General features: G+C 37.0%; 16 protein-coding genes. 7 read left to right on the top strand and 9 right to left on the bottom strand.

Features of this window, described 5'->3' with window-relative positions; translation table 11 throughout:
- Positions 1 to 166: 166 nt before the first annotated feature.
- The 8 genes from Q5N69_RS15270 to Q5N69_RS15235 form a co-directional block, all read right to left on the bottom strand.
- On the bottom strand, positions 167 to 1525 hold the full coding sequence (locus tag Q5N69_RS15270; RefSeq protein WP_304369956.1) for an 8-oxoguanine deaminase: 1359 nt from the start codon (positions 1523 to 1525) through the stop codon (positions 167 to 169).
- Positions 1526 to 1674: 149 nt separating this feature from the next.
- Positions 1675 to 2934 (bottom strand): allantoate amidohydrolase, encoded by a 1260-nt coding sequence (locus Q5N69_RS15265; protein WP_304369955.1) that lies wholly within the window; start codon positions 2932 to 2934, stop codon positions 1675 to 1677.
- Positions 2935 to 2943: 9 nt separating this feature from the next.
- Entirely contained in the window at positions 2944 to 4173 is a 1230-nt protein-coding gene (locus tag Q5N69_RS15260; protein WP_304369954.1) for an alanine--glyoxylate aminotransferase family protein, read from the bottom strand.
- Positions 4174 to 4176: 3 nt separating this feature from the next.
- Positions 4177 to 5001, bottom strand: a complete 825-nt coding sequence (locus Q5N69_RS15255; protein WP_304369953.1) for a sulfite exporter TauE/SafE family protein — start codon at positions 4999 to 5001, stop codon at positions 4177 to 4179.
- A gap of 118 nt (positions 5002 to 5119) precedes the next feature.
- Entirely contained in the window at positions 5120 to 6706 is a 1587-nt protein-coding gene (locus tag Q5N69_RS15250) for a gamma-glutamyltransferase family protein (RefSeq protein WP_304369952.1), read from the bottom strand.
- Entirely contained in the window at positions 6699 to 7904 is a 1206-nt protein-coding gene (locus Q5N69_RS15245; RefSeq protein WP_304369951.1) for an amidase, read from the bottom strand. The genes Q5N69_RS15250 and Q5N69_RS15245 overlap by 8 nt, the downstream gene beginning before the upstream one ends.
- A 471-nt stretch (positions 7905 to 8375) precedes the next feature.
- The gene (locus Q5N69_RS15240; RefSeq protein WP_304369950.1) at positions 8376 to 8858 is read right to left on the bottom strand and encodes a putative 4-hydroxy-4-methyl-2-oxoglutarate aldolase; all 483 of its coding nucleotides are present in this window, start codon (positions 8856 to 8858) and stop codon (positions 8376 to 8378) included.
- Positions 8859 to 8871: 13 nt separating this feature from the next.
- Complete coding sequence (locus Q5N69_RS15235; RefSeq protein ID WP_304369949.1) at positions 8872 to 9513, bottom strand: TetR family transcriptional regulator C-terminal domain-containing protein; 642 nt, start codon at positions 9511 to 9513, stop codon at positions 8872 to 8874.
- Positions 9514 to 9988: 475 nt separating this feature from the next.
- On the opposite strand from Q5N69_RS15235, the gene mutS reads away from it, so the two are divergent.
- From mutS to Q5N69_RS15200, 7 genes are all read left to right on the top strand, one after another.
- Positions 9989 to 12613: a DNA mismatch repair protein MutS gene (gene mutS, locus Q5N69_RS15230; RefSeq protein ID WP_304369948.1), complete on the top strand. Its 2625-nt coding sequence runs from the start codon at positions 9989 to 9991 to the stop codon at positions 12611 to 12613.
- Between the two features lie 540 nt (positions 12614 to 13153).
- Positions 13154 to 14641 carry an adenosine deaminase gene (locus Q5N69_RS15225; RefSeq protein WP_304369947.1) on the top strand — a complete coding sequence of 496 codons (1488 nt, stop codon included), beginning with the start codon at positions 13154 to 13156 and terminating at the stop codon, positions 14639 to 14641.
- A gap of 1 nt (position 14642) precedes the next feature.
- On the top strand, positions 14643 to 15662 hold the full coding sequence (locus Q5N69_RS15220) for a hypothetical protein (protein ID WP_304369946.1): 1020 nt from the start codon (positions 14643 to 14645) through the stop codon (positions 15660 to 15662).
- A 16-nt stretch (positions 15663 to 15678) separates the two neighbouring features.
- Positions 15679 to 17058, top strand: coding sequence for a uracil-xanthine permease family protein (locus Q5N69_RS15215; protein ID WP_304369945.1), 1380 nt, complete (start codon positions 15679 to 15681; stop codon positions 17056 to 17058).
- 333 nt (positions 17059 to 17391) lie between these two features.
- A complete protein-coding gene (locus Q5N69_RS15210; RefSeq protein WP_304369944.1) occupies positions 17392 to 19797 on the top strand; it encodes a TonB-dependent siderophore receptor in 2406 nt (801 codons plus the stop codon).
- Positions 19798 to 19913: 116 nt separating this feature from the next.
- Positions 19914 to 21005, top strand: a complete 1092-nt coding sequence (locus Q5N69_RS15205; RefSeq protein WP_304369943.1) for a purine nucleoside permease — start codon at positions 19914 to 19916, stop codon at positions 21003 to 21005.
- A 95-nt stretch (positions 21006 to 21100) separates the two neighbouring features.
- Positions 21101 to 22432, top strand: coding sequence for an NCS2 family permease (locus tag Q5N69_RS15200; RefSeq protein ID WP_304369942.1), 1332 nt, complete (start codon positions 21101 to 21103; stop codon positions 22430 to 22432).
- A 152-nt stretch (positions 22433 to 22584) separates the two neighbouring features.
- On the opposite strand, the gene rpoS is transcribed toward Q5N69_RS15200, so the two are convergent.
- Positions 22585 to 23490 (bottom strand): RNA polymerase sigma factor RpoS, encoded by a 906-nt coding sequence (rpoS, locus tag Q5N69_RS15195; protein ID WP_304369941.1) that lies wholly within the window; start codon positions 23488 to 23490, stop codon positions 22585 to 22587.
- Between the last annotated feature and the right edge of the window lie 69 nt (positions 23491 to 23559).

Here is a 23559-nt window from a genome sequence, read left to right as displayed (position 1 = left end):
TAAAATATAGATTATTCGTTGTAGTCAAGTTATAGCATACAACATACCAATACTGACCGATCGGTCAATAATAAATTAATTTAGTCATTTATTAAAGAAGATTCGCTACCAAGACTCGATAATAAAAAATACGAATAGACTTTTAATGATAGCTATAACCAAGAATTTAGCTAACAAGTTGCCTAGCCAAATTATGATGTTGTTGTTTTATCGCCACGATGTCTTGATTGATTAACTCGCCCTCTTTAACTAACCAATTACCTTTACACATAACAGCATCAGCTGAGTGAGCTCCACACAATATCAAAGCGGCTAAAGGATCATGGCTTCCTGAAAAGCGTAATTCATCTGTTTTAAAGAGCGCTAAGTCAGCTTGTTTGCCCACAGCAAGTTCTCCAATGTCATCACGTCCGATAACTTTTGCTGAACCTTTTGTAGCCCAATAAAGTGCGTCTAGATGAGTTACTTGGTTAGCGGGGTATCTTAAGCGGTTAATCATTAATGCTTGTCTGACTTCTTGGATCATATTTGATCCATCATTTGAAGCTGAGCCATCAACACCTAAACCTATTTTAACGCCTGCGGCTTCAAGCTCTTTGGTGCGACAAATACCTGAGGCTAAGATCATATTAGACGACGGACAGTGACAAATACCTACTTGAGCTTGGCCTAAACGTTTTATTTCTTCATCGTTAAAATAGATACCATGAGCTAGCCATACATCGCTTGCTAACCAGCCAACTGACTCTAAATAGTCTAACGGTCGCATCCCAAACATTTGTAAACAAAAGGCATTTTCGTCTTCTGTTTCTGCTAAATGGGTATGTAGCATAACGTTATGACTACGCGCCAACTTTGCGGTTTCTATCATTAAGTCTTGAGTCACTGAAAAAGGAGAGCAAGGTGCTAAAGCAATATTCACCATACTGCCCTCTTCTTTATCATGGTAGAGATTAATTAATCGTGCTGAGTCGGTTAATATTTGCGAGTCTGTTTGCACCGTTTGTTGAGGAGGTAAACCGCCATCTTTTTCACCTAAGCTCATTGAACCACGCGTTAACATAACCCGACAGCCCATACTTTTAGCAGCCTGCACTTGTAAATCTATTGCATCTTCAATGGCTTTAGGAAACAAGTAATGATGATCAGTAACTGTGGTACAACCCGATAGGATAAGCTCTGCTAGCCCTAACTTTGTTGAAGCTGTGATCATTTCAGGCATCAATTTAGCCCAAATGGGATATAAGCTTTTCAACCAAGGAAACAAGGCTTTGTTAATGGCTTGGGGTAATGCACGAGTTAAAGTTTGATACAGGTGATGATGGGTATTTATTAAACCAGGAATAAGTACATGCTGCGAGGCATCAAACACTTGTTGAATATCACTTAAAGGCATTTCACCTTTAGCAACAAGTTCAACAATTTTTCCTGTTATTTGATCAACGACAATACCATTGTCAGCATTTTCATCGTTAGCGGTGTAAACAGCTAGAGGCTGCTTGATCCAGAGATTATTTTTGCTCATTTCACTTTCCTATTTGAGGAATAAATAAGCTAGGTAGGATTTTTAGATAGATCCCTGCCATAGCTCGTTAGAGTTATGGCAGTGACTTGCGTGTTAATCTGCCGCTTTTATCAGTTAACTGTTATTCTTTTTGTACTTTAGCAAAAGAACTACAAACTTGCATTCTTCTGTTTAATAAGTGCTGTGTATAAAACAGACAAAGCTTTAGTAACATCGCCATCAATCACAGATTCACTTGGATGATGACTAATACCTTTAGGGCTGCGTAAAAACAACATTCCAATTGGGCATACTTTAGCTATTGCCATCGCATCATGCCCAGCACCTGAAGGTAAAAAGGGTGAATCTTCTGAATTAGCAACACAAGCAGATTTGAAGAGTTGCTGAATTTCTTCATCGCAATCTACCGCTCCCGCTTGATGTGTCCACTGCCAATCGAATGCTAGATTTCTTTCTTCAACAATCTTTTCAACAGAGCTTCTAATATCACTAAGTAAAGCATCTAAGTCTGGAGCGTTTTGCGCTCTTATATCTAAACTCATTAAGGTTTTACCTGGAATAACGTTCGTTGCTCCAGGTTTAGCTTCAATTTGACCAACCGTTGCCACTTCACCATTTTTAGAGTTTTTCGCCAACTGCTCTATAGACACAATAAACTCAGCTGCTGCAGCAAGAGAATCTTTACGCAAATGCATAGGTGTTGTACCTGCGTGTCCGCTATGACCAATAAACGAAATAATTGCGCGTTTAGCACCAGCAATTGCCGTAACAACACCGAGTGCTTGATCTACAGATTCTAGAACAGGGCCTTGCTCAATATGCGCTTCCCAATAAGCGATTAGTTCTTCAGGTTTAAGGGCTGATGACGAATAATCATTAGGTGTTAAACCAAACTCTGTCATGGCTTGTTCCATAGAAACACCATTAACATCGGTAAGGGCTAACCAATCAGGAGAGAATTCACCAGCTAATGCTTTAGAGCCAATTAAGGTGGTGGCAAAGCGTGTACCTTCTTCATCACAAAAACCAACAACATCGAGATGAAAAGGCAGTTCTATTTGCAACTCTGTTACTAAAGCTGCAAGTTCAACTGCCAGTAATACACCTAAAATACCATCATAAGCACCAGCATTAGGCACTGTATCTAAATGCGAACCTATGATCAGGCGTTTGGCATTAGGATTAGCAGAAACTATACGTCCCCATTGGTTGCCAACACTATCTTGCCAGGTAGTCATACCCGCTTCTGTCATCCAATCACTTACCGTAAGATTACATGCTTTATGCTCTTTGGATAGGTATTGGCGCAATATTCCACCTTCCATCTCGCTGATTTCACTTAAGATTTTACAACGAGATAAAGCGCGTTCTGAATATTTAGCGGCAAGTGTGTTATTTAACAACTCCATTTTAAATCCCTATTTATAATGTGCTAATGCAGCTAAGGTTGCTTCGCCTTTAGGCCCTTTATAACCATTGGCATGTAAACAAGCTTCTAAACAAGCTAAGGTTTGCAACACAGTGTCTTTTCTCGCGTTGTAACCCATGGTTCCTATACGCCAGATTTTTCCGTGTAATGGTCCAAATGATGTACCAATTTCAATACCAAAATCATTTAACATTTGGTTACGTACTGTATCGCCATCAACTTCATCAGGAATATAAACACCAACAACGTTATTCATTTTATTTTTGATATCACCAAAAATCTTCAAACCTAAAGCTTGCAGACCAAACAGCATCGCATCACCATGTAATTTGTGACGAGCAACGCTATTATCAACGCCTTCTTCAATAACAATTCGCGCACATTCTGATGCACAGAACAGCATGCTTGTAGCTTCAGTGTGGTGGTTAAGTCGTTCTTCACCCCAGTAATCCATGATCATACCCAGATCGAAATAATTCGAGCCAATGAAAGGTTCAACGCCATCTTTATGATCTGCGGTACGGATACCTGCTTCAACTTTTTTACGTTGGCGGATCCAATCAACACATTTATCACTTAGCGTGATAGGCGCTGAGCCTGACGGACCACCTAAACATTTTTGTAAACCAACTGATAAAGCATCAAGTTTCCACTCGTCTACAGGTAAATGATTACCTACAATTGAAGCGGTTGCGTCACAATAAAAAAGAACATCATGCTTTTGACAAATATCACCAATAAATTCGAGCGGTTGGTTCATAGTGGTTGATGTATCACCTTGAACCATAGCAAGTACTCTAGGTTGTACACGTTTAATGGCTTCCTCTATTTGTTCAGGCTTAAATACTTCGCCCCAAGGTACTTCAATTGTGTGAACTTCAGCACGAGCGCGCTCAGCAATTTCAACTAATAAATGACCAAATCGGCCCATGATAGGAACTAAGACTTTGTCGCCAGGACGTAACATTGAAACTAAAACAGCTTCAATACCCGCACGTGATGTACCATCTATCAGCATGGTCCATTCGTTTTGGGTTTTAAATACTTCACGATATCTCGCCATAGTTTCATTCATAAAACCTGTCATAACAGGATCATATTGACCAATTAACTGCGCTGACATTGCTCGTAAAACGCGAGGGTCAGCATTAATAGGACCAGGCCCCATTAATAAACGTTGTGGTGGATTTAACGTTTGAACTTGTGTGTTGTTTGACATGAATTACACTCCCATCGCTTGAGTTAACATACGGATACCGGTGAACATAAGCACGACGGCAAATGCACGTTTTAATTGTTTAGGATTAAGTTTGCTACCTAATTTCACACCTAAAGGAGCGAATAAAATAGTTAGCGGAATAATTAATAGAAATGCAGGTACGTTAACTAAACCAAACGTACCAATAGGAGCATCGCTAGGTGTTTGACCTACTGTTAATAAGGTGAGTACGCCAGGTAAAGCGATTAATAAACCAAATACCGCAGCAGTACCTACAGCAACATGAGCACGTACATTAAAAGCCGTTAGCATAGGTACGCCTATGGTGCCGCCGCCAATACCTATCATTACTGATAAACACCCAACAATTGAAGCCATAATACCTTGACCAAACTTACCTGGAAGCTCTTCTCTTAGTGCTGGAGCATTAGCGCGAAATAGCATATTTAAACTCACTAAAATGGCAATAACAGCAAACATAAAAGTTAGCCCATTACCACGAACATATTGTGCGAATAAACTGCCCACAATCGCCATAATTAAGATGAATACTGCCCAGTATTTTAATAGAGCGACATCAACATTACCTTTCGCATGATGTGAACGGATAGATGAGATAGAGGTAGGCACAATAGTAGCTAACGACGTTGCTGTTGCGATCATCATCGCGGATTCAGCACTTACGCCAAAGCCTTGTAGTAAAAAGTACATAACAGGCACGATAACAATACCCCCACCGACACCAAATAACCCAGCAAGAAGCCCTGCAAAAACACCTGTTCCAATTAGAGCGATTGCTATTGGCCATTGATTTAATAATTCTGACATTTATTTTCCTAATTAATTGTTTTTATTTTGTTTACTTAACTTAATTTAACTTTAACTAATTTAGTTTAATTTATTTGTGCTTAACGCTATTGTGTTCATTCTTTATTAGATCTCACAACTAAACAGTTTTAGCAACGATTGCACGACCATCTGAACGAGGATCTGTAGCGGCTTCAAGTGTATTTGATGCATCTAAAATAGCGCCAGCATGTCCCATCATTTCATTGTTATTATCAACCGATTGCCAATCATGTCCGCGAGCATTTAATTCATCACTCACTTGGTCTGCTAAGGCTTTTTCTATTTTGAGGTTTGTGCTGTCTTCACCCCAAGTACGACCTAATAACCAACGAGGATCTGCTACTGCTTTCTCTATAGATTTATCTCGCCAAGCATAACCAGTAAAAATAGCTGCTTGAGTTTGTGGTTGCCCTTCTCCGCCCATAGTGCCGTAAGATAAACGTCTGCCATCGTCGAACTTAGCCATAGCTGGGTTTAATGTATGTGCTGGTTTTTTATTAACAGCTAACACATTAATATCACTATCTTGTAAGCTGAAACTTAAACCTCTGTTGTTCCAAGAAAACCCACCTTCAGACATAGCAACACCGCTACCAAACTCCCAGTAAACACTTTGAATAAAGCTTACTAGTTGTCCGTATTTGTCTTTAGCTCCCATCCAAACGGTATCACCCGGTTCAGCGCTATAAGGCCAAGTTTTGGCTTGTTTTATATCAACGCCATTAGCTAAAGTGTTTAACGTATTTTCAGTAAGTGCATTGTTGTAAGCATTAGAGACAACTGAAGTTTTATCTGCCCACAAAGTTCCTCTTTGACTAAAGCTTTGTTTTGTTGCTTCAACAATTAAATGTAACCAATCGGCTTCGGTAGCTATATTGTGTTGCTGTTTTAATTTGTCTAATACACCAATAATTTGTAATGAATGTATGCCCTGTGTCGGCGCTGGCAAGTTAAAACAAGTTGCTCCATTGATAGATAAAATTAAAGGCGTAACAACATCTGCTGCCGTGTTAGCTAAATCTTCACGCGTTAATTGGCTACCTGCTGCTGCTAAATCTTGCACGAATGAGTCAGCTAACTCACCTTGATAAAAAGCATCTAAACCATGAGTCGCTAAATATTCAAAGGTAGTAGCTAATTTATGGTTAAAATAGTTGTCGCCAGCCTGTAAAGGTTTACCTTGATTATTGCTGTTCAAATAAAGAGACTTAAAGGCTTGGTTGGTTTCTTCTACACTCGCTAATTTTTCGCAACCTGCTTGTAAACTTGCTGAAACTACAAAGCCATTACGAGCCCAGCTAATTGCAGGTTGAAGAATACGGCTTAATGGTAGTTTTGCATTTTTATCGCTGGCTAACGCTTGTTGCCAACCTCTGACTGTTCCCGCTTGCGTTACTGCGCTTAAACCGCCACGAGATGGCATTTGAGTATGATTTTCATAAGCATCAATATTACTAGCAGAACGCCCACAAGCATCGATAGCTATAGGTGTTTTATCGTTAGGGTTATCTATTAACCAAAAACCATCACCACCGATAGAGTTCATATGGGGATAAACTACACTGATAACAGCTGCTGCTGCCACCATAGCTTCAGTAGCGGTTCCACCTTCTTTTAAAATTTCAACACCAGCTTCTGATGCAGCCCAGTGTGGAGCCGTAAACGCTATATTGTGATCACTCATTAACCATCCCCTTGTTATACTCGTTCGATATTTTAGTTATTTTTGTTAGTAAACTTTTATCATTACCATGAGCCATCATTAATGAAAATCCATACGGATGACCTTGTTCTGAAGTAGCTGCTGGCAAATGCACCTGAGCAGAACCACTTAATCCCGCAATAGCTGAAAGCGTGATAATTCGCATACGCAACTCGCTAGTGTCTTCACCTAGTTTAGGTGCAGTTGTTGGCGTTGTAGGAAGAAATAAACAACTTTTCTCATCTAAATTATCAGCAATAACTTTCTGCCAAGTTTGCTGTATTGCTAGCGCTTCTTTTTCTTCTGCTTGGGTTAGTGCCATCGCCATTTCAAAACGCGATGTAATAGCTGGAGAGAAACTCGGTTGTTCTTCATTTATCCATTTACCGTGCTGTTTAGCGATAGCTCTGCCTTGTAAAATTCGAAATGCATCGGCTAATTCAGTTAAGATGTTTGTTTGCGGTAATACCAGTTTCTTATGATGAGTAAATTGAGCTTTTGTTTGCTCAAGTAAACGTTGTATTACAGGAAGCAGCTTAGGATCAATTAATTCAAATAAACCTTCATGAATAACAAGTGTATCTACTGAGTTGATAACTTGCTCAGGTAATAATACATCGCCCGTTTGCTGTAATAACTCAGCCGTATTTGTAAACCAACCAATAGTATCGAATGGCGGAGCTAAAGGAATAAGACCATCTTTAGCAATAACATCGTGACTAGGACGAATTCCATACAAGCCACAATAACTTGCTGGAATACGAACCGAACCGCCTGTATCTGTACCTAAACCAATATCAGCTAAATTAGCAGCAACCGCAGCTGCAGAGCCCATACTTGAACCTCCACAGGCATGGTTTGGTACTTTAGGGTTTTCAGCCGCACCATAATGAAAGTTATTACCTTCTAAGCTGTAAGCAATTTCATCGGTATGGGTAAAACCAACAAATTCACATCCTTGCGCCATCAGCTTATCTATTGAAGAAGCACTCTGTTGGGCAGTAGTTGCCTTTGCAAACCAATCAGGATTACCAGCGCTATTCTTTTCACCTTTAACAGCGAATAAATCTTTAACGGCAAGGCGTTGATTAAGCAAATTGCCCTGCTGAGATGTTTGCCATTGTGTTGGCCCATGATCGCAAAAAATAGCGTTTTTATTTGTATGTGAATTATTGTTCATAATTACCCAACAGTTTTTAGTTGTTCATGTTTAGAATTTAAAAATGACGTTAAAATCGGTAATACTATCTCTAACTTTAGTTAACTCTGACGCTAGCCCTAGCAGATACCCAACAAAGCCTTCATTAGAAATCATCGAGACACTTAAGGTATTAACTGAGTGAATCTGCATTTATATTCGAGTGCTTATGAATAACAAAAATACGTATTCTGTTAGCTCGACTATATGTAAAAATAATTAAAGAGCAATTACAATGCCAAAACAACATTCCTGTCCGATCGGTCAATGATATCAAAGATGTGCTTAAAATGAAAAATAAATATACTGTAAAATGATAGTTTATGATCACCAGCATGGTGCTAAAAATCACCAGAGTAGTGCTTTTACATGTTTAAAAATAGAAGAAAAGAAAATCTAAAGAGAATAAATTAGGTATAAAAATTTATACCTAATTATTGATGGTAGTTTAAATTAATTAAGTGGCGACTCACTAATGATCAAACCGTTTACATCGGCGTAAACCCAATCGTTAGGTGAAATACTTGTCCCTAATAAATTAACTGTTTGATTTTTATCACCAAAACCACGCTTAAGTGTACTTCTTGGGGTAACACCTAATGCCATTACCGCAATATCCATAGTTTTTAATATTTCAATATCTCGACAACAACCATTGATAATAACGCCTTCCCAACCATTTTCAATTGCAGTAGTTGCCATAATGTCGCCAATAAATGCATGTTTTTTACTGGCAAAACCATCAATAACCAACACTTTGCCTTTACCTGACTGCTTTAATACTTCAACGGCGTAAGAGTTATCTTCTGGGCATGTAACGGTAACAGCTTGACCAAAAAATTTATCTTTTCCACCGTATGAATTCAAACCAGCTTCAGCTGTTCTCACGGTATCTCTATGATCGTCAAACAAATCTGGCGTTGTGAAATCTTGCATAATATTAAATACCTTACTTAGGAATAGAAAGACCAACGCCTTTCAAAATAATTTGGGCAATAGACTGAGTAATCGCTTTTACATCACTTTCTTCATATTCGTACTTGTTCAATAATAATAATGCTTCTGTTTCAAAATCAGCATAATATTGCGTAGTGGACCAAATAGTAAATAGCAGATGATTAGGGTCTACTTGATCCATCTTTCCTGCATCCATCCAAGCTTGTAACAATTCATATTTTTCTCTGAACCATGGCCGTGAATTTTTACGAATATAATCTTGCAGAAAAGGCGCACCACGGATCATTTCAATAGCAAACAAGCGCGATTGCATTGGTTTTTCTATCGATAAAATGACTTTGTATTGGATATATTTATATAAAACAACAGCGGGATCATCTTCAACAGTTACTTCCTCTAGCCCTAAATTCCATGAGCTTACAATGTTTTCGAGTACCGTTTCGTAAAGTCCTTCCTTGCTAGTAAAGTAATAATGAACATTAGCTTTAGCGACACCAGCTTCCTTCGCGATCATACTCATACTTGCGCCATCATAGCCAAGTTGAGCAAATATTTTTTCAGCTGCCGCTAGAATAAGCTGTTGATTTTTCTCTCGAGTCGCTTCTTTTTTGTTTTGTTTTATTTCTTCAGTCATAAGATTCAATTTGATGAATTTATATTACTCATTTTTACGCATACTGACCAAAAGGTCAATGTGTGCTAATTTAACTTGTATTATAAATATTAAAATCATCGATTAAAATAGTTAAGTAATTTTTCTCATTCTAATAAATAAGTTTCTATAAGTAGATATTCATTCATAATTTATTGATAACATTTCATTTATGAAAACAACCTGAATTGCAAAGCTAACAATTAAGTCCTTTATTTTAAAGATTCATTGCTAGCCCTATACAAGTAAGCAAAGTATCATTATAAACAAATTATAAATATGCGATTTGGTGTAGGTTTCTCCGCGAGTAGTTGATACCAATTAAAACTACCTTTTCACCTACACTTAATACGGTAACGACATTAAAAATAATGAAGTTACCCAATATTTAAATAGCTTTTCAAATATTAAAAAGCTACATAACCCATTATAAATAAAGTAATAAACGAAATAACACATGACAGATTTATCACAACACACACCTATGATGCGCCAGTACCTCACAATTAAAGCGGAATTTCCGAATATTCTGATTTTTTATCGTATGGGTGATTTTTACGAATTATTTTTTGATGATGCTAAAAAAGCATCGGACTTATTAGATATATCACTTACCGCGCGTGGCAAAACAGGTGGTAATGCCATTCCTATGGCGGGTGTTCCGTATCATGCTGTTGAAGGTTATTTAGCTAAGTTAGTGCAGTTAGGTGAATCTGTCGCGATATGCGAACAAATAGGCGATCCAGCAACAAGTAAAGGTCCCGTTGAACGTAAAGTAGTTCGCGTAGTAACCCCTGGTACGGTAAGTGATGAAGCTTTATTAACAGATAAACAAGACAACTTAATTGTAGCGATTAGCGAAACGGTTGAAAAAAACAAACATCATTTCGGCTTAGCTTATTTAGATATTACCAGCGGTCGATTTGTTATCACGGAGCCTAGTTCGAAAGAACAATTACAAGCTGAGTTGCAACGCCTTAATCCTGCTGAATTATTATATCCTGAGTATTTTTCTGACTTTTCGTTAATTTCTAATCACAAAGGTTTACGTCGTCGCTCTGAATGGGAATTTGATTTAAGCACAGCAAATAGTCTTTTAAATAAACAGTTTAATACAAAAGAACTGACAGGTTTTGGTGTAGCTGACAAAGTTTATGGTTTAGCTGCGGCTGGCTGTTTATTTCAATACGTAAAAGAATGTCAACGATCTGAGTTGCCTCATATAAGATCTGTCGTTTTTGAATCAGCCGCAACTGGCGTTATTTTAGATGCTGCAACAAGACGAAATTTAGAGCTAACGCATAATCTAAAAGGTGGTACTGACTGCACGTTAGCAGACATTTTAGATAATAGCGCTACGCCTATGGGATCGCGTTTACTTAAACGTTGGATCCATTTCCCATTACGTAATTTATCGGTATTAAACCGCAGACATGAAGTAATTGAAGATGTATTAACTCATGATCTATATTTTGATTTATTTGCTACTTTAAAATCATTTGGTGATATTGAACGTATTGTTTCACGAATTGCTTTGCGCTCTGCTCGCCCACGTGACTTTGCCCGTCTTCGAGATTCTTTACAAAGGTTACCTGAGCTACAAGATATTTTGAGTATTAAAAACTCGGGTTACATGCACGATTTAGCGCTAAAAAGTAAACCTCTGCCTAACATTCAATCTTTGTTAGAAAAAGCCGTTGTTGAAAATCCTCCTGTACTTATTCGTGATGGTGGCGTTATTGCACCTGGTTATCATGAAGAATTAGATGTACTAAGAGACTTAAGTGATGGTGCAACTGAGTTTTTATCTCAGCTTGAGCAGCGTGAAAAAGAACGTACTGGCATTCAGTCTTTAAAAGTCGGTTATAACAAGGTTCATGGTTTTTATATTGAAATAAGCAGAAGTGCTTCTAACGATGTGCCTGACGATTATATTAGACGCCAAACTTTAAAAAATAACGAACGCTTTATTACCAATGAGTTAAAACAGCACGAAGAAAAAGTATTAGGCGCACAAAGCAAGTTTTTAGCCTTAGAGAAAAAGCTATACGATGAGTTGTTCGATTTAGTTTTACCTGAATTAGTTGCATTACAAGAGCTTTCAGATGCTATTTCAGAGTTAGATGTTTTAACAACATTTGCTGAACGTGCACAAACACTGAATTACGTAAAACCGACTTTAACTGAAGAGTCGGGGATTTTAATTGATGATGGTCGTCATCCTGTTGTTGAACAAATGACAACAGATGCTTTTATTGCCAATCCTGTACATTTATCAGAAAAGCATAAGATGCTGATTATCACTGGTCCAAATATGGGTGGTAAATCTACCTACATGCGACAAACAGCGTTAATTGTGTTACTTGCTCATATTGGTTGTTATGTACCTGCAAGCTCTGCAGAAATAGGTATGGTTGATAGAATATTCACCCGTATAGGTGCTTCAGACGATCTAGCAAGTGGCCGCTCTACTTTCATGGTTGAAATGACTGAAACCGCAAATATTCTTCATAATGCAACAGATAAGAGTTTAGTTTTATTAGATGAAATAGGCCGTGGAACAAGTACCTATGACGGTTTATCACTAGCCTGGGCATGTGCTGAAATGTTAGCGAGCAATATTAAAGCTTATACGTTATTTGCTACTCACTATTTTGAGCTAACTCTGTTATCTGAAGAGTTTGAATTATTAGATAACGTACATTTAGATGCCATTGAACATGAAGACACGATTGCCTTTATGCATAAAGTACAACAAGGTGCTGCAAGTAAAAGTTTTGGTATTCAAGTTGCGCAACTTGCTGGTGTACCCAAATCAGTTATCAGTAGAGCAAAGCAACGACTTATTGAGTTAGAGCAAAATCAAATTGTTTCATCATCGTTAGCAACTAATAAGACTTCATCGAAATCTATAGAATCAAGTGCCGTTAAACATCCAAAAGAAACAGCTAGCTTTGAACAGCTCTCGTTCATTGATGAAGCTGATCACCCTATTATTGATACCTTGAAAGAAACTGATTTAGATGATTTAACTCCAAGGCAAGCCCTCGATTTATTGTTTACATTAAAAGCTAAACTTTAAGCCATCCTAATTAAAAAACATTTAATACCAGTTAGTTTATAGCTAACTGGTATTTTTAAATGCTGTCAGTCTATTCGCTAAATACCATCTCTCTCAATGAGAATTAAAAGGCTTATAGGCATATGCCCATATTCCCAAGCTAAACTTAAGCCTCTGCATCTATGTGGTGATCTTGTCAAAATCAATAACAACACATACAAATCTTTAAACTTGCCCTCCCCCATTAGCGAAAGATCAGCTATTTTAAATTTCACACACAAAATCAAACACCATAGTTTATAAAAATGTATTAATTTGGTGCATTAAATACTATTACCATCAATCTTCAATACAGAAGCTGTCTTTACTGATAGCAAAGATAAGGACAATTTACCTCATAAATACAACAAGATAATAAAACACATACAGAAAAGCCAACCGATTGGTTAACTTCTTGCTTGTTTTATTATAAAGAGATGAAAGAAATCAATGTTCAACAAATAATCCTCTTGATATTTCAGCTTATTATTTCTTATTAAAGTGTCTATTTGGGAAAATCAAATGTTAATCTCGATAAAAAGCGCGCGTTACTCACTTCTGTTTTTAATGGTTTTTATTACCCATACATCTGTTGCCGAACCCGTTTACAAAGAAGTTAAAAATACAGTACAAAAACCTAGCTTAAATGATAACAATAGTTGGTTTGAAGATTTTAAAAATACCGCAACCGATAAACAACTCTACCAATTTCTATATAACATGCCTAAAGGTGGAGATTTACACCATCACTCAAGTGGTAGTAATTTACCATCATGGTGGTATGAACTTGCGTTAGATAAAACAAAGAACGGTGGATATACCTACTTTACTCGAACCAAAACAGCACTTTGTAATGGTTATGGCCAAAATGAGTTTGGTTTTTCACCTCAATTACTGACCTTCCACACTATTAGTCTGAGCAATTATCAGAAGTTAAGTGAATGTGAACAAGGAAACTACAAGGCACTGAATAAGCTAAATAAAGCAGAAATAAAAGCATGGAAAAATAGCATTTGGTTAGATAAACCTCATGAAGGACGTGATGAATTTTTTCAAACTCATTGGCAACGCCTTAATGATTTAACAGCAAATCCTTATATTGCCGCAGAAATGCTTGTTAAAAATATGAAAGCTTTTAGTAATGAGGGAATGCTTTATTTAGAAGCACAAGTTAATGTTAACTACAAAAGCAAAGTAGATGGTACTCCATACTCTCAAGAAGAAGCTTTAAAAATTGTAACTGACCGCTTGAATCAAGCCGATGCTATCAACACAGGAGTAACGGTAAGGCTGCAATATGCATTGTTGCGTTTTACACCTAATGCAGAAGAGCAACTTGTTTCAATTTATAAATTTGTAGATCAACATCGAGATATTTATGTAGGCATTAATATGGTTGGTCGTGAAGATAATCCTCAAGGTCATCCTCTTCGCTTTTTACCGACTTTAAGAAAGCTAAGAAACGTGTACCCAGCTATTGATTTATCGATACACGCTGGGGAGTCTGAAGCGCCAAATTTTAATATTAGAGATTCATTATTACTCGGTGCAAAAAGAATTGGTCATGGGGTAAACCTGCTAGATGATCCTCAAACATTACTCTTGATGCGCCACAGCCAATATTTAATTGAAGTCAATTTGATCAGTAATTTAAAACTTGGTTATGTAAATGACTTTAAAGAACATCCATTTCCTGAGTTTATGCGCTTGGGGATCCCTATTGCACTTTCAACTGATGATCGAGGCATGTGGCATTCAAATATGACTGATGAATTTTTTGTCGCTGTTAAACACTTTAATCTGTCTTGGGATGAAATAACTCAGCTAAGTAAAAACTCTCTATCTTTTGGTTTTCTCGATCAAAATACTAAACAAGAATTACTTTCAAGGTTTGATAAAAACATCTCAGAATTTGAAAATAACTTTATTAAACACCATGAAAAATCACTCGTTCACAAGCCTAAATTTAATCAATTCATTTTAACTCACTACCCTAGAGTCGCTAATTAATATGAAATATAACCAAATGAATAAATACTACTTTATTTTATGTAGTGTCTTATGGGGAACGTTTAACGCAAACGCAGCGAGCCATAAAACAACAAAAGATTCGAGCAATTCTTTTATACAAAGCTACGCTGAAATGGTTAACCAAGCACAGTTGTCTGAAGTTGCGAGTACGTTAACAGAAGCTCAAATTCAACAAGTATTATTATCTGATACTGTAAAACAAATAGTTGCTGCATTTCCTGAAAATCCAATAATTGAATTACAGTCTGCTACATTATTAAAACAACTCGACTGTATAGATGGGGCTGAGCCTTTAAAGAGTAAATCACTATCTACATGTATTGATTTACCACCTTCAACTTTACTTCATAGTGACATTGCACAAGAAATAACCTCCCCACTCAATTCGTTATTACGCAATAACCTTATTCAAGGTTACAACATTAAACGCAATAGCATTCAAGCACAAAACAATACTTTGCTTTATGGCCATTCTTCATTAATCCACGCCAAACAACTAGTCGCGTTATTGAAACTCCACAACGTTAACTTTACTTGGCAGTTAATAGAGAAAACGTCAGCATTTAATATTCGTGATGGCTGGAATGATACAACTGAAGTAGAAAAAGTGGAGAAAATTCGCTACGCCCAAGAGTACGATTTGCTATTAACGTTTGAAGATCATCAAAACAAACTTAAATTCATGCCTCTTGTTAGCCAATATGCAAAACGCAATGAGCAAAGCAGTGAACAAGACAAGCAAACACTTATTATCGACGCGTGGTGGCAACCTTTTTATCGCTCATTTATTGATGAAGAAAACTACAAACAAGTTACTCGCATTAACATGATTAGCGAAACGCACACAGCCTCAACACTTACATTGAACGATGGTAAAGAAAAGGTGCTTGCACAGATCAAAAGCTTACTAGATGAGCATTCAACTAGGTTTACTATTAGCACTGAATATATTTGGGTGAATCCTGCTTTCTATCGTTACTTAAACGGTAAATATCAATAATAAAAGGTTAACAACCATGTCTAGAAACAATGATATTTTATACGAATTAAATGATAAACCACCATTTATTCAAAGTTTAACAGCTGCTTTTCAACATGTGCTAGCAAGCTTTGTAGGTATTGTTACTCCTACCCTCATTATAGGTTCAACATTAGGTTTAACTCATCATATTCCTTACTTGATCAGTATGGCTTTAATGATTTCTGGCGTCGGAACTTTTGTACAAGCAAAAAGGTTTGGTCGTATTGGTTGTGGGCTAATCGCAGTGCAAGGCACGAGTTTTGCCTTTATGACTGCATTGATTACAGGTGCTACATTAGTAAAAATGCGTGGCGGAAGTGAAGACGATATGTTGGCTATGATGTTTGGTGTAACATTAACAGGCGCCTTTATTGAAGTTTTCCTTAGCTTTTTTATCGATAAAATAAAGCATATTATCACTCCATTAACTACAGGTATTGTTATTTTAACCATCAGTTTATCATTGATAAAAGTTGGTATGACAGACTTAGCGGGAGGCTTTGGTAGCGAATCATTTGGCTCACCAAGTAATCTATTATTAGGCGTTTCAGTATTAATTATTATAATCTGCTTAAATGCCAGTAAATATGCTTGGTTAAGACTGTCATCTATATTTATTGGTATTTTTGCTGGAGCATTAATCGCCTACCCTTTAGGTTTACTTTCTTTTGACCATTTGTCTCAACTACCATTGATATCTGTTCCTATACCTTTTAAATATGGATTTGCTTTCGACTGGCAAATTTTTCTACCTGTGGCACTCGTTTACTTTTTAAGTGCTTTAGAAACTGCAGGAGATCTTACCGCTAATAGCTTATTTTCTGGTTTACCGATTAAAGGACAACAGTATATAAGCCGAATAAAAGGTGGTATTTTCGCTGATGGTGTAAACTCTATTATTGCTGGGATCTTTAATACTTTCCCCAATACAACATTCGGACAAAATAATGCTGTAATTCAATTAACAGGTGTAGCAAGCCGCTATGTTGCTTTCTTTATTGCAGCTATTCTCATTATATTAGGACTATTTCCTATACTTGGTGGCATTTTACAAGCGATGCCAAAACCGGTACTAGGTGGTGCAACGTTAATTATGTTTGCTACGATTGCCGTTGCTGGTATAAAAATAATGTCTACAGAGCCTATTAATCGCCGAAATAGCCTGATCATTTCTACCTCCTTAGGGGTTGGTTTAGGAACCATGTTTGTTCCTGAAGTATTAGCACAATTACCTATTTGGTTAAAAAATATCTTATCGTCATCAGTAACATCAGCCGGCTTCACTGCAATACTATTAACCTTAGTGCTACCAAAAGATCATCAAAAGATAGAAAGTCAGAGTTTAACTAGTGATAAAGTTACAGATAATGCATAACTAAAAAATGCTCACATGCACTTACAATCACCTCTTATCCTTAAATAATAAATTTAGTTACAAATTGTTACCTGATTGGTGCACAAGCACCAATCAGGTGCTAATCAACTAAAAAAAACACCAATACTTTCATACCGAACAGCAAAAATTAAAATATACAAATACAAACAATATCTTTATAAACAGTAAATTAAAAACAAAAAGCCAATAACAATTAACATTCCTGACACTAGAGTCAACTTTGTGGCATAGATTCTGCTCTAACTATAATTAGTAACACAAAACAAAAATAACTAATAAAAAATATCGCTAAAATTTATAAACTATCAAGGGATGCACATGCCAATAATAAAATATAAAACATCATCATTAGCTACAGCAATAGCATTAAGTTTATCGCTTTCTACTAATGTATTTGCCGAAGAAACTGACAGCACCGATAAGAATATTGAAAAAATTGAAGTCAGAGGCTCCCTTGGAAGCTTACCGGGTCAAGACGTTGAATCTGTATTTGGTTTTGGGAAATCAATATTAGAAACCCCTCGTTCTGCCTCTTCTATATCAGATGCACAAATTGAACGCTTTAGTATTAGCGATATTGATGAATTGGTAGCATTCTCTCCAGGTACATTTACACAATCATTTTTTGGCGTTGCAGGGTCTTTAGATGTACGTGGAACACCCGGCGAAACTTATTTTAGAGGCGTAAAACGCTTAGACAATCCAGGTAATTACCCTACACCGATAGGAGCTTCAAGCCGAGTAGACATTGTTCGCGGGCCAGCATCTCCCATTTATGGACCTTCAAAAATTGGTGGGTATTTAAATTTCACACCAAAATCTGCACGTGCAAGTGGCGGTAGCTATTTAGAAGAAAACAAAGGTGTTTTTTCATATACCACAGGTAGTTGGGACAAAAGTGTAATGACTGCTGAAATTGGTGGGCCTGCAACTGTTGCAGGTAAAACTGCTGGTTTCTATTTATATGGTGAAATAGAAAATTCAGGTAGTTTTTATGATAACACCAATACAGACCAAACTATTTTACAAGGCTCGTTCGACATCGACATTAGCGACAACCTTAAAATTGAATTAGGTGGTATGCATCACAAATACGATGGTAACCAAGTAGCAGGTTGGAACCGTTTAACACAAGACTTAATTGACAACAATACTTACACCACAGGTACAGCAAGACCACTAGATACTGATGGTGATGGCTCAATTTCACATCAAGAATATGGTGCAGATGATGTTAATCTTGCTGGTGCAGGTTTTTTCTACGCAGTTCCGTCATTATTTACTAATGCCGATGCAACACCAGAAATGATGCTTGATAATGCAGGCACAGCAACTTTAAGTAAAAGTAGCGTACTTGTAGCACCTGATGACATCTTATCGAACACCGTTGATACACTATATTTTGATGTCACTTATTATGCTGACAATAATTGGGAAGTTAAAAACCAATTATTTTATGAAGCCTACGAAAATTTAAATGAAAATGCTTACGGTTTTTCTCAATTCCATGACAGTTATGTTGTTGAAGATAAAGTTATTATTTCTAACGAATTTGAAACGGATTCATTAATAGCACAAGTTCAAATTTCACCCTCTATTCGCCATACAAACTTTAAACATGGTGATGATTTTACTAACGAATACTTTGATCGTCGAGATTTAACCCTGCCGTCATCGGCATTAGATAGACGATTACTATCTACACGTATTGATACTGATTACACCACTTATAGTACAGGTCACTATACTGATTATGGTATAGCAGCAATGACGGACTTAACATGGGACTTTGGCTTAAATGCAGTATTAGGCGTTCGTTACGATAGCATTGATATAAAATCTACCAGTAGAGGCGATAAACTGCTTGTAGAAGCACCTATAACCACTGAAGAAGATACAGTAGACGGCGTATCATGGAACGCTAGTATTTCATTCAAAACTGAATTCGGACTAATTCCTTATATTACCGTAGCTGAACAAGCCACATTGATTGCAGGTCAAGGTGCTGAAATAGACGCAGGTACAGTGGCGTCTGGTGGTGCATTTGATACATCAGAATTAACTGAATTTGGTATTAAAGGTAGCTTTTTAGATGACAGTTTATACTTTGCACTTTCGTCATACGAACAAAAACGTACAGACTTTAATGCACAAGCCATCATTACCAATGCAACAACTCAAAACGAAGGTGTAGAATTTGAACTACGCTGGGTAGTTAACGAGCAACTTGTTATTAGTGCAGGTTATACCAACTTAAAAGTATATAACCTAACAGCCCTAGAAGAAGGTTCACAGTTTGGTTTCTTAGGTGCAGAAGACCTAACATCACTTACTGATCCATCGTTAATTTATGGTGGTAACGTTATAGGTTTAACCTTTGTTAACAATAAAGAAGAGTCTCGCAAAGCAGGCATGCCTGAAAATATCTATACAGCAACAGCAACTTATGACTTTCTTAACGGGTTTGCAGCCAATGCAAGTGTTGTAAGAGCTGACTCAACATATTCAGGATTTTCTCAATCAGTAGAATTACCAGCTTATACCTTAATTAATGCCGGTGTATTTTATGATGCTGAAACTTGGACTGCGAGTATTAACCTGAAAAATATAACCAATGAAGATTACTACCGCGCTAACTTCCCTGACTTGTTTGGAGGACAAATAGTATTGCCTGAGCTGCCACGACACTTCCAAGCTAAATTTAGCTACAAATTTTAAGCGAGGAATTTTCAAAATAATTTAACAATACGATGGGAACTTAATTGTTCCCTCTTTGTTAAGTGGTTATTGCACAATATCGTTATTTACCATTTTAAAATCTCCTAGGAGTCTGAATGACTAACATAAAAAAACTATTATCAGTACTAACGACTGTAATAGTTGTAAGCGCTTGTACACAATCAAGTACCACAAAAAGTGTTTCACCACAGCCTATCGAAGTTAAGGCTGTAGTTGTTACTATGTTTGAAATAGGTGAAGACAGTGGTGATAAACCTGGTGAATTTCAATTATGGAAAACAGGGCAAAACCTTTCCACTAAGTTTGACTTCCCACAAGGACACCACGACTTGTTTTATAATGAAAAAACAGGTGTTTTAGGTATGGTTACAGGTATGGGAATAGCAAAAGCATCAGCCGCTATTATGGCATTAGGTCTTGATGAACGCTTTGATCTAACTCATAGCTATTGGTTAGTTGCAGGTATAGCAGGTATTGATCCTGAAGATGCTTCTATAGGTTCTGCAGCTTGGACCACATGGTTAGTAGATGGTGGATTGGCTCATCAAATTGATGCTAGAGAAATGCCTAAAGATTGGAAAACAGGTTATTTTCCACTTTTTTATACAGAGCCACCAAGTGCTGAAGATCACCAACAATCAAAGAGTGGTGAGGCCTTTAAGCTGAACAACAAACTTACAGATTGGGCGTATGAGTTAACCAAAGACACAAAGCTTAACGATTACCCTAAAATGAAAAAGTTACGTGACCAGTACAGCCAATATCCAAATGCACAAAAACCTCCGTTTGTTTTAAAAGGTGAACACCTTTCATCTTCAACATTTTGGCACGGAAAGTTACTTAATGACTGGGCAAACGACTGGACTAAGTATTGGACTAATGGAGAAGGTAATTTTGTCAGCTCAGGTATGGAAGATACAGGAGCATACCAAGCCATGAGCTTTTTACATAATGCCGGTAAAGTTAATAAAAATCGCTTTATGGTTTTACGAACAGCAAGTAACTATACCACTCAACCTTATGGTTTAACCGCTGCAGAGAATTTAGCACAGGAAAGTGGCTCTGAAGGTTACGCAGGTATGCAATCAGCTCTGGAATCAGCATATGCTGTTGGAAGTAAAGTTATTGATACATTGGTAAGTGATTGGAGTACCTATAAAAACACAATGCCTTATGATAAAAAGTAAATAACAATACATTATTACCAAGATCATAATCACCTAATTTTTAAAACAAAAATCAGGTGGTTAAATTATCTACACTTTTAACACCGAGCAAATTTATGACACTCCAACTACTAGAAAAACTATTTAAACTACAAGAGCATGGCACAACGTTCAAAAAAGAACTTATCGCTGGTTTAACTACCTTTGCCGCGATGTCTTATGTACTTGTTGTTAACCCAAGTATTCTTGCTGCTGGAGGAATGCCAATTGAAGGCTTAATTACAGTAACAGCCTTAGCAGCCTGTATTGCGTCTATTATGATGGGGCTAATGACAAATTATCCTATTGCAATGGCTCCTGGTATGGGGTTAAACGCCTTTTTCGCTTTTACTATTTGTTTAACCCGCGAATTACCATGGGAAGCAGCACTCGGTATCGTATTTTGGAACGGAATATTATTTCTCTTACTGTCATTAACAGGTATAAGAACGAAAATAGCAGAAGCAGTGCCCGAAGCGCTTAAGATTGGCGTGCAATGTGGTATTGGATTATTTATAGCGTTTATCGGTCTTAAAAATGCAGGGATAGTAGTAAGTAATCCAGCAACATTTGTTTCAATAGGTGATTTATCACAACCTGTTACCCTACTTGCCCTGTTTGGTATTTTACTCACTATCGTATTAATGATTAAAAAAGTTACAGGTGCAATTTTAATTTCTGTCGTTGTATTAACTGTAATCGGTGCAATGGTTCCAACAGAAAATGGGTATTTAACCTCTCATCCTGAATCAATATTAGGTGCGCCAGACAGTATCAGCAATACCTTTTTCGCGATGGATATTATGTATCCAATAATTAATATAGCCGAAACATGGGATCTTATTTTTGCTCTAGTATTCGTTAATATGTTTGACACCATAGGCACTCTCATTGGCGTTACACGTAAAGCTAATTTAGTCGACAAAGATGGAAAACTCCCAAAAATGGGAGCTGCATTAACAGCTGATGCTGGCGCTAGTGTTATTGGTGCTTCATTAGGTACATCTCCGGTCACTTCATATATTGAATCGGCCGCTGGTGTTTCAGCTGGCGGAAGAACAGGCTTAACGGCAATTGTGGTAGGCGTGTGCTTTATCCTCGCTTTATTTCTAACACCTTTAATGAAAGTTATTCCGTTAATGGCAACTACACCTGCACTTATAATGGTTGGAATATTTATGATGGAATCATTTCGACAGTTAGATACTTCGGATATGACATCATTAGCTACAGCTACAGTTGCACTTATGGTTATGCCTCTTACCTTTAGTATCAGTGAAGGCATTGCACTAGGATTTATTACTTATGTAGGGATAATGATGGGAACAGGAAGAATGAAAGAAGTATCAGGCATTACTTATTTTATTACCGCTATATTCTTACTGCGTTATGTTTTTGACTTAAAGTAATTTGAAGTTAAAAACCATCTTTATGAGTTATTCGTATAACATGCTTAAGATACTTAAGACTGGATAAAACAAAGTATAACAAACAAAAAACCAGCAATTAGCTGGTTTTTTATTTCATCGACTGATTATAGTAATCAGACTAATAAGTACTATTAGCTTTGAAAGATAGCTTCAATCGATAAGTTTTGCTGACTTAAAATATCACGTAAGCGCTTTAATGCTTCTACCTGAATTTGACGAACACGTTCACGTGTTAAACCAATTTCAGAACCAACATCTTCTAATGTTGCTGGTTCGTGACCTAGTAAACCAAATCGTCTAGCTAACACTTCTCGCTGTTTCGAATTTAGCTCACCTAACCAAGTAACAATATTATTTTTAATATCAGATGTTTGTAATTTACTTTCTGGGTTTCCACCCTTCTCATCAGGAATAATATCTAACAATGCTTTTTCTGCATCACCTGTGAAAGGAGTATCAACTGAAGTAATACGTTCGTTTAAGCGTAACATTTTAGTTACATCGGCTACGGGTACATCTAATTCTTTTGCAATGTCTTCAGCCGTTGGTTCATGATCAAGCTTTTGAATAAGCTCACGAGCTGTACGTAGATAGATATTTAATTCTTTAACTACGTGAATAGGTAAGCGTATTGTGCGTGTTTGGTTCATGATAGCGCGTTCAATAGTTTGACGAATCCACCATGTAGCGTAAGTTGAAAATCTAAAGCCACGTTCTGGATCAAATTTTTCGACTGCGCGTATTAAACCCAAATTACCTTCTTCAATTAAATCTAGAAGTGGTAAGCCACGGTTATTATATCGACGGGAAATTTTTACAACTAAACGGAGGTTACTCTCAATCATGCGTTTACGTGAAGGCTCATCACCTTTTAAGGCTAAGCGGGAGAAATAGACTTCTTCTTCTGCGGTTAATAGCGGAGAAGCTCCAATCTCACCTAAATATATTTGCGTTGGATCTAAGTTAGATGATTTCTCTTCAATTGTTTTTGTATTATTGTCTTCTGATTTTACTTCATGTTTCGCATCAATGCTCATGTCTTGTCTCCAATGTTTAGCTTAGCTAAACTCACTGATTAATTATTAACATATGCTCCATTTTTTTAT

It is taken from the genome of Pseudocolwellia sp. AS88, from assembly GCF_030551755.1.
Lineage (GTDB): Bacteria > Pseudomonadota > Gammaproteobacteria > Enterobacterales > Alteromonadaceae > Pseudocolwellia.
The sequence above is the reverse complement of the archived record's forward strand: the minus strand, read 5'-3'. Positions and strand labels throughout refer to the sequence as shown.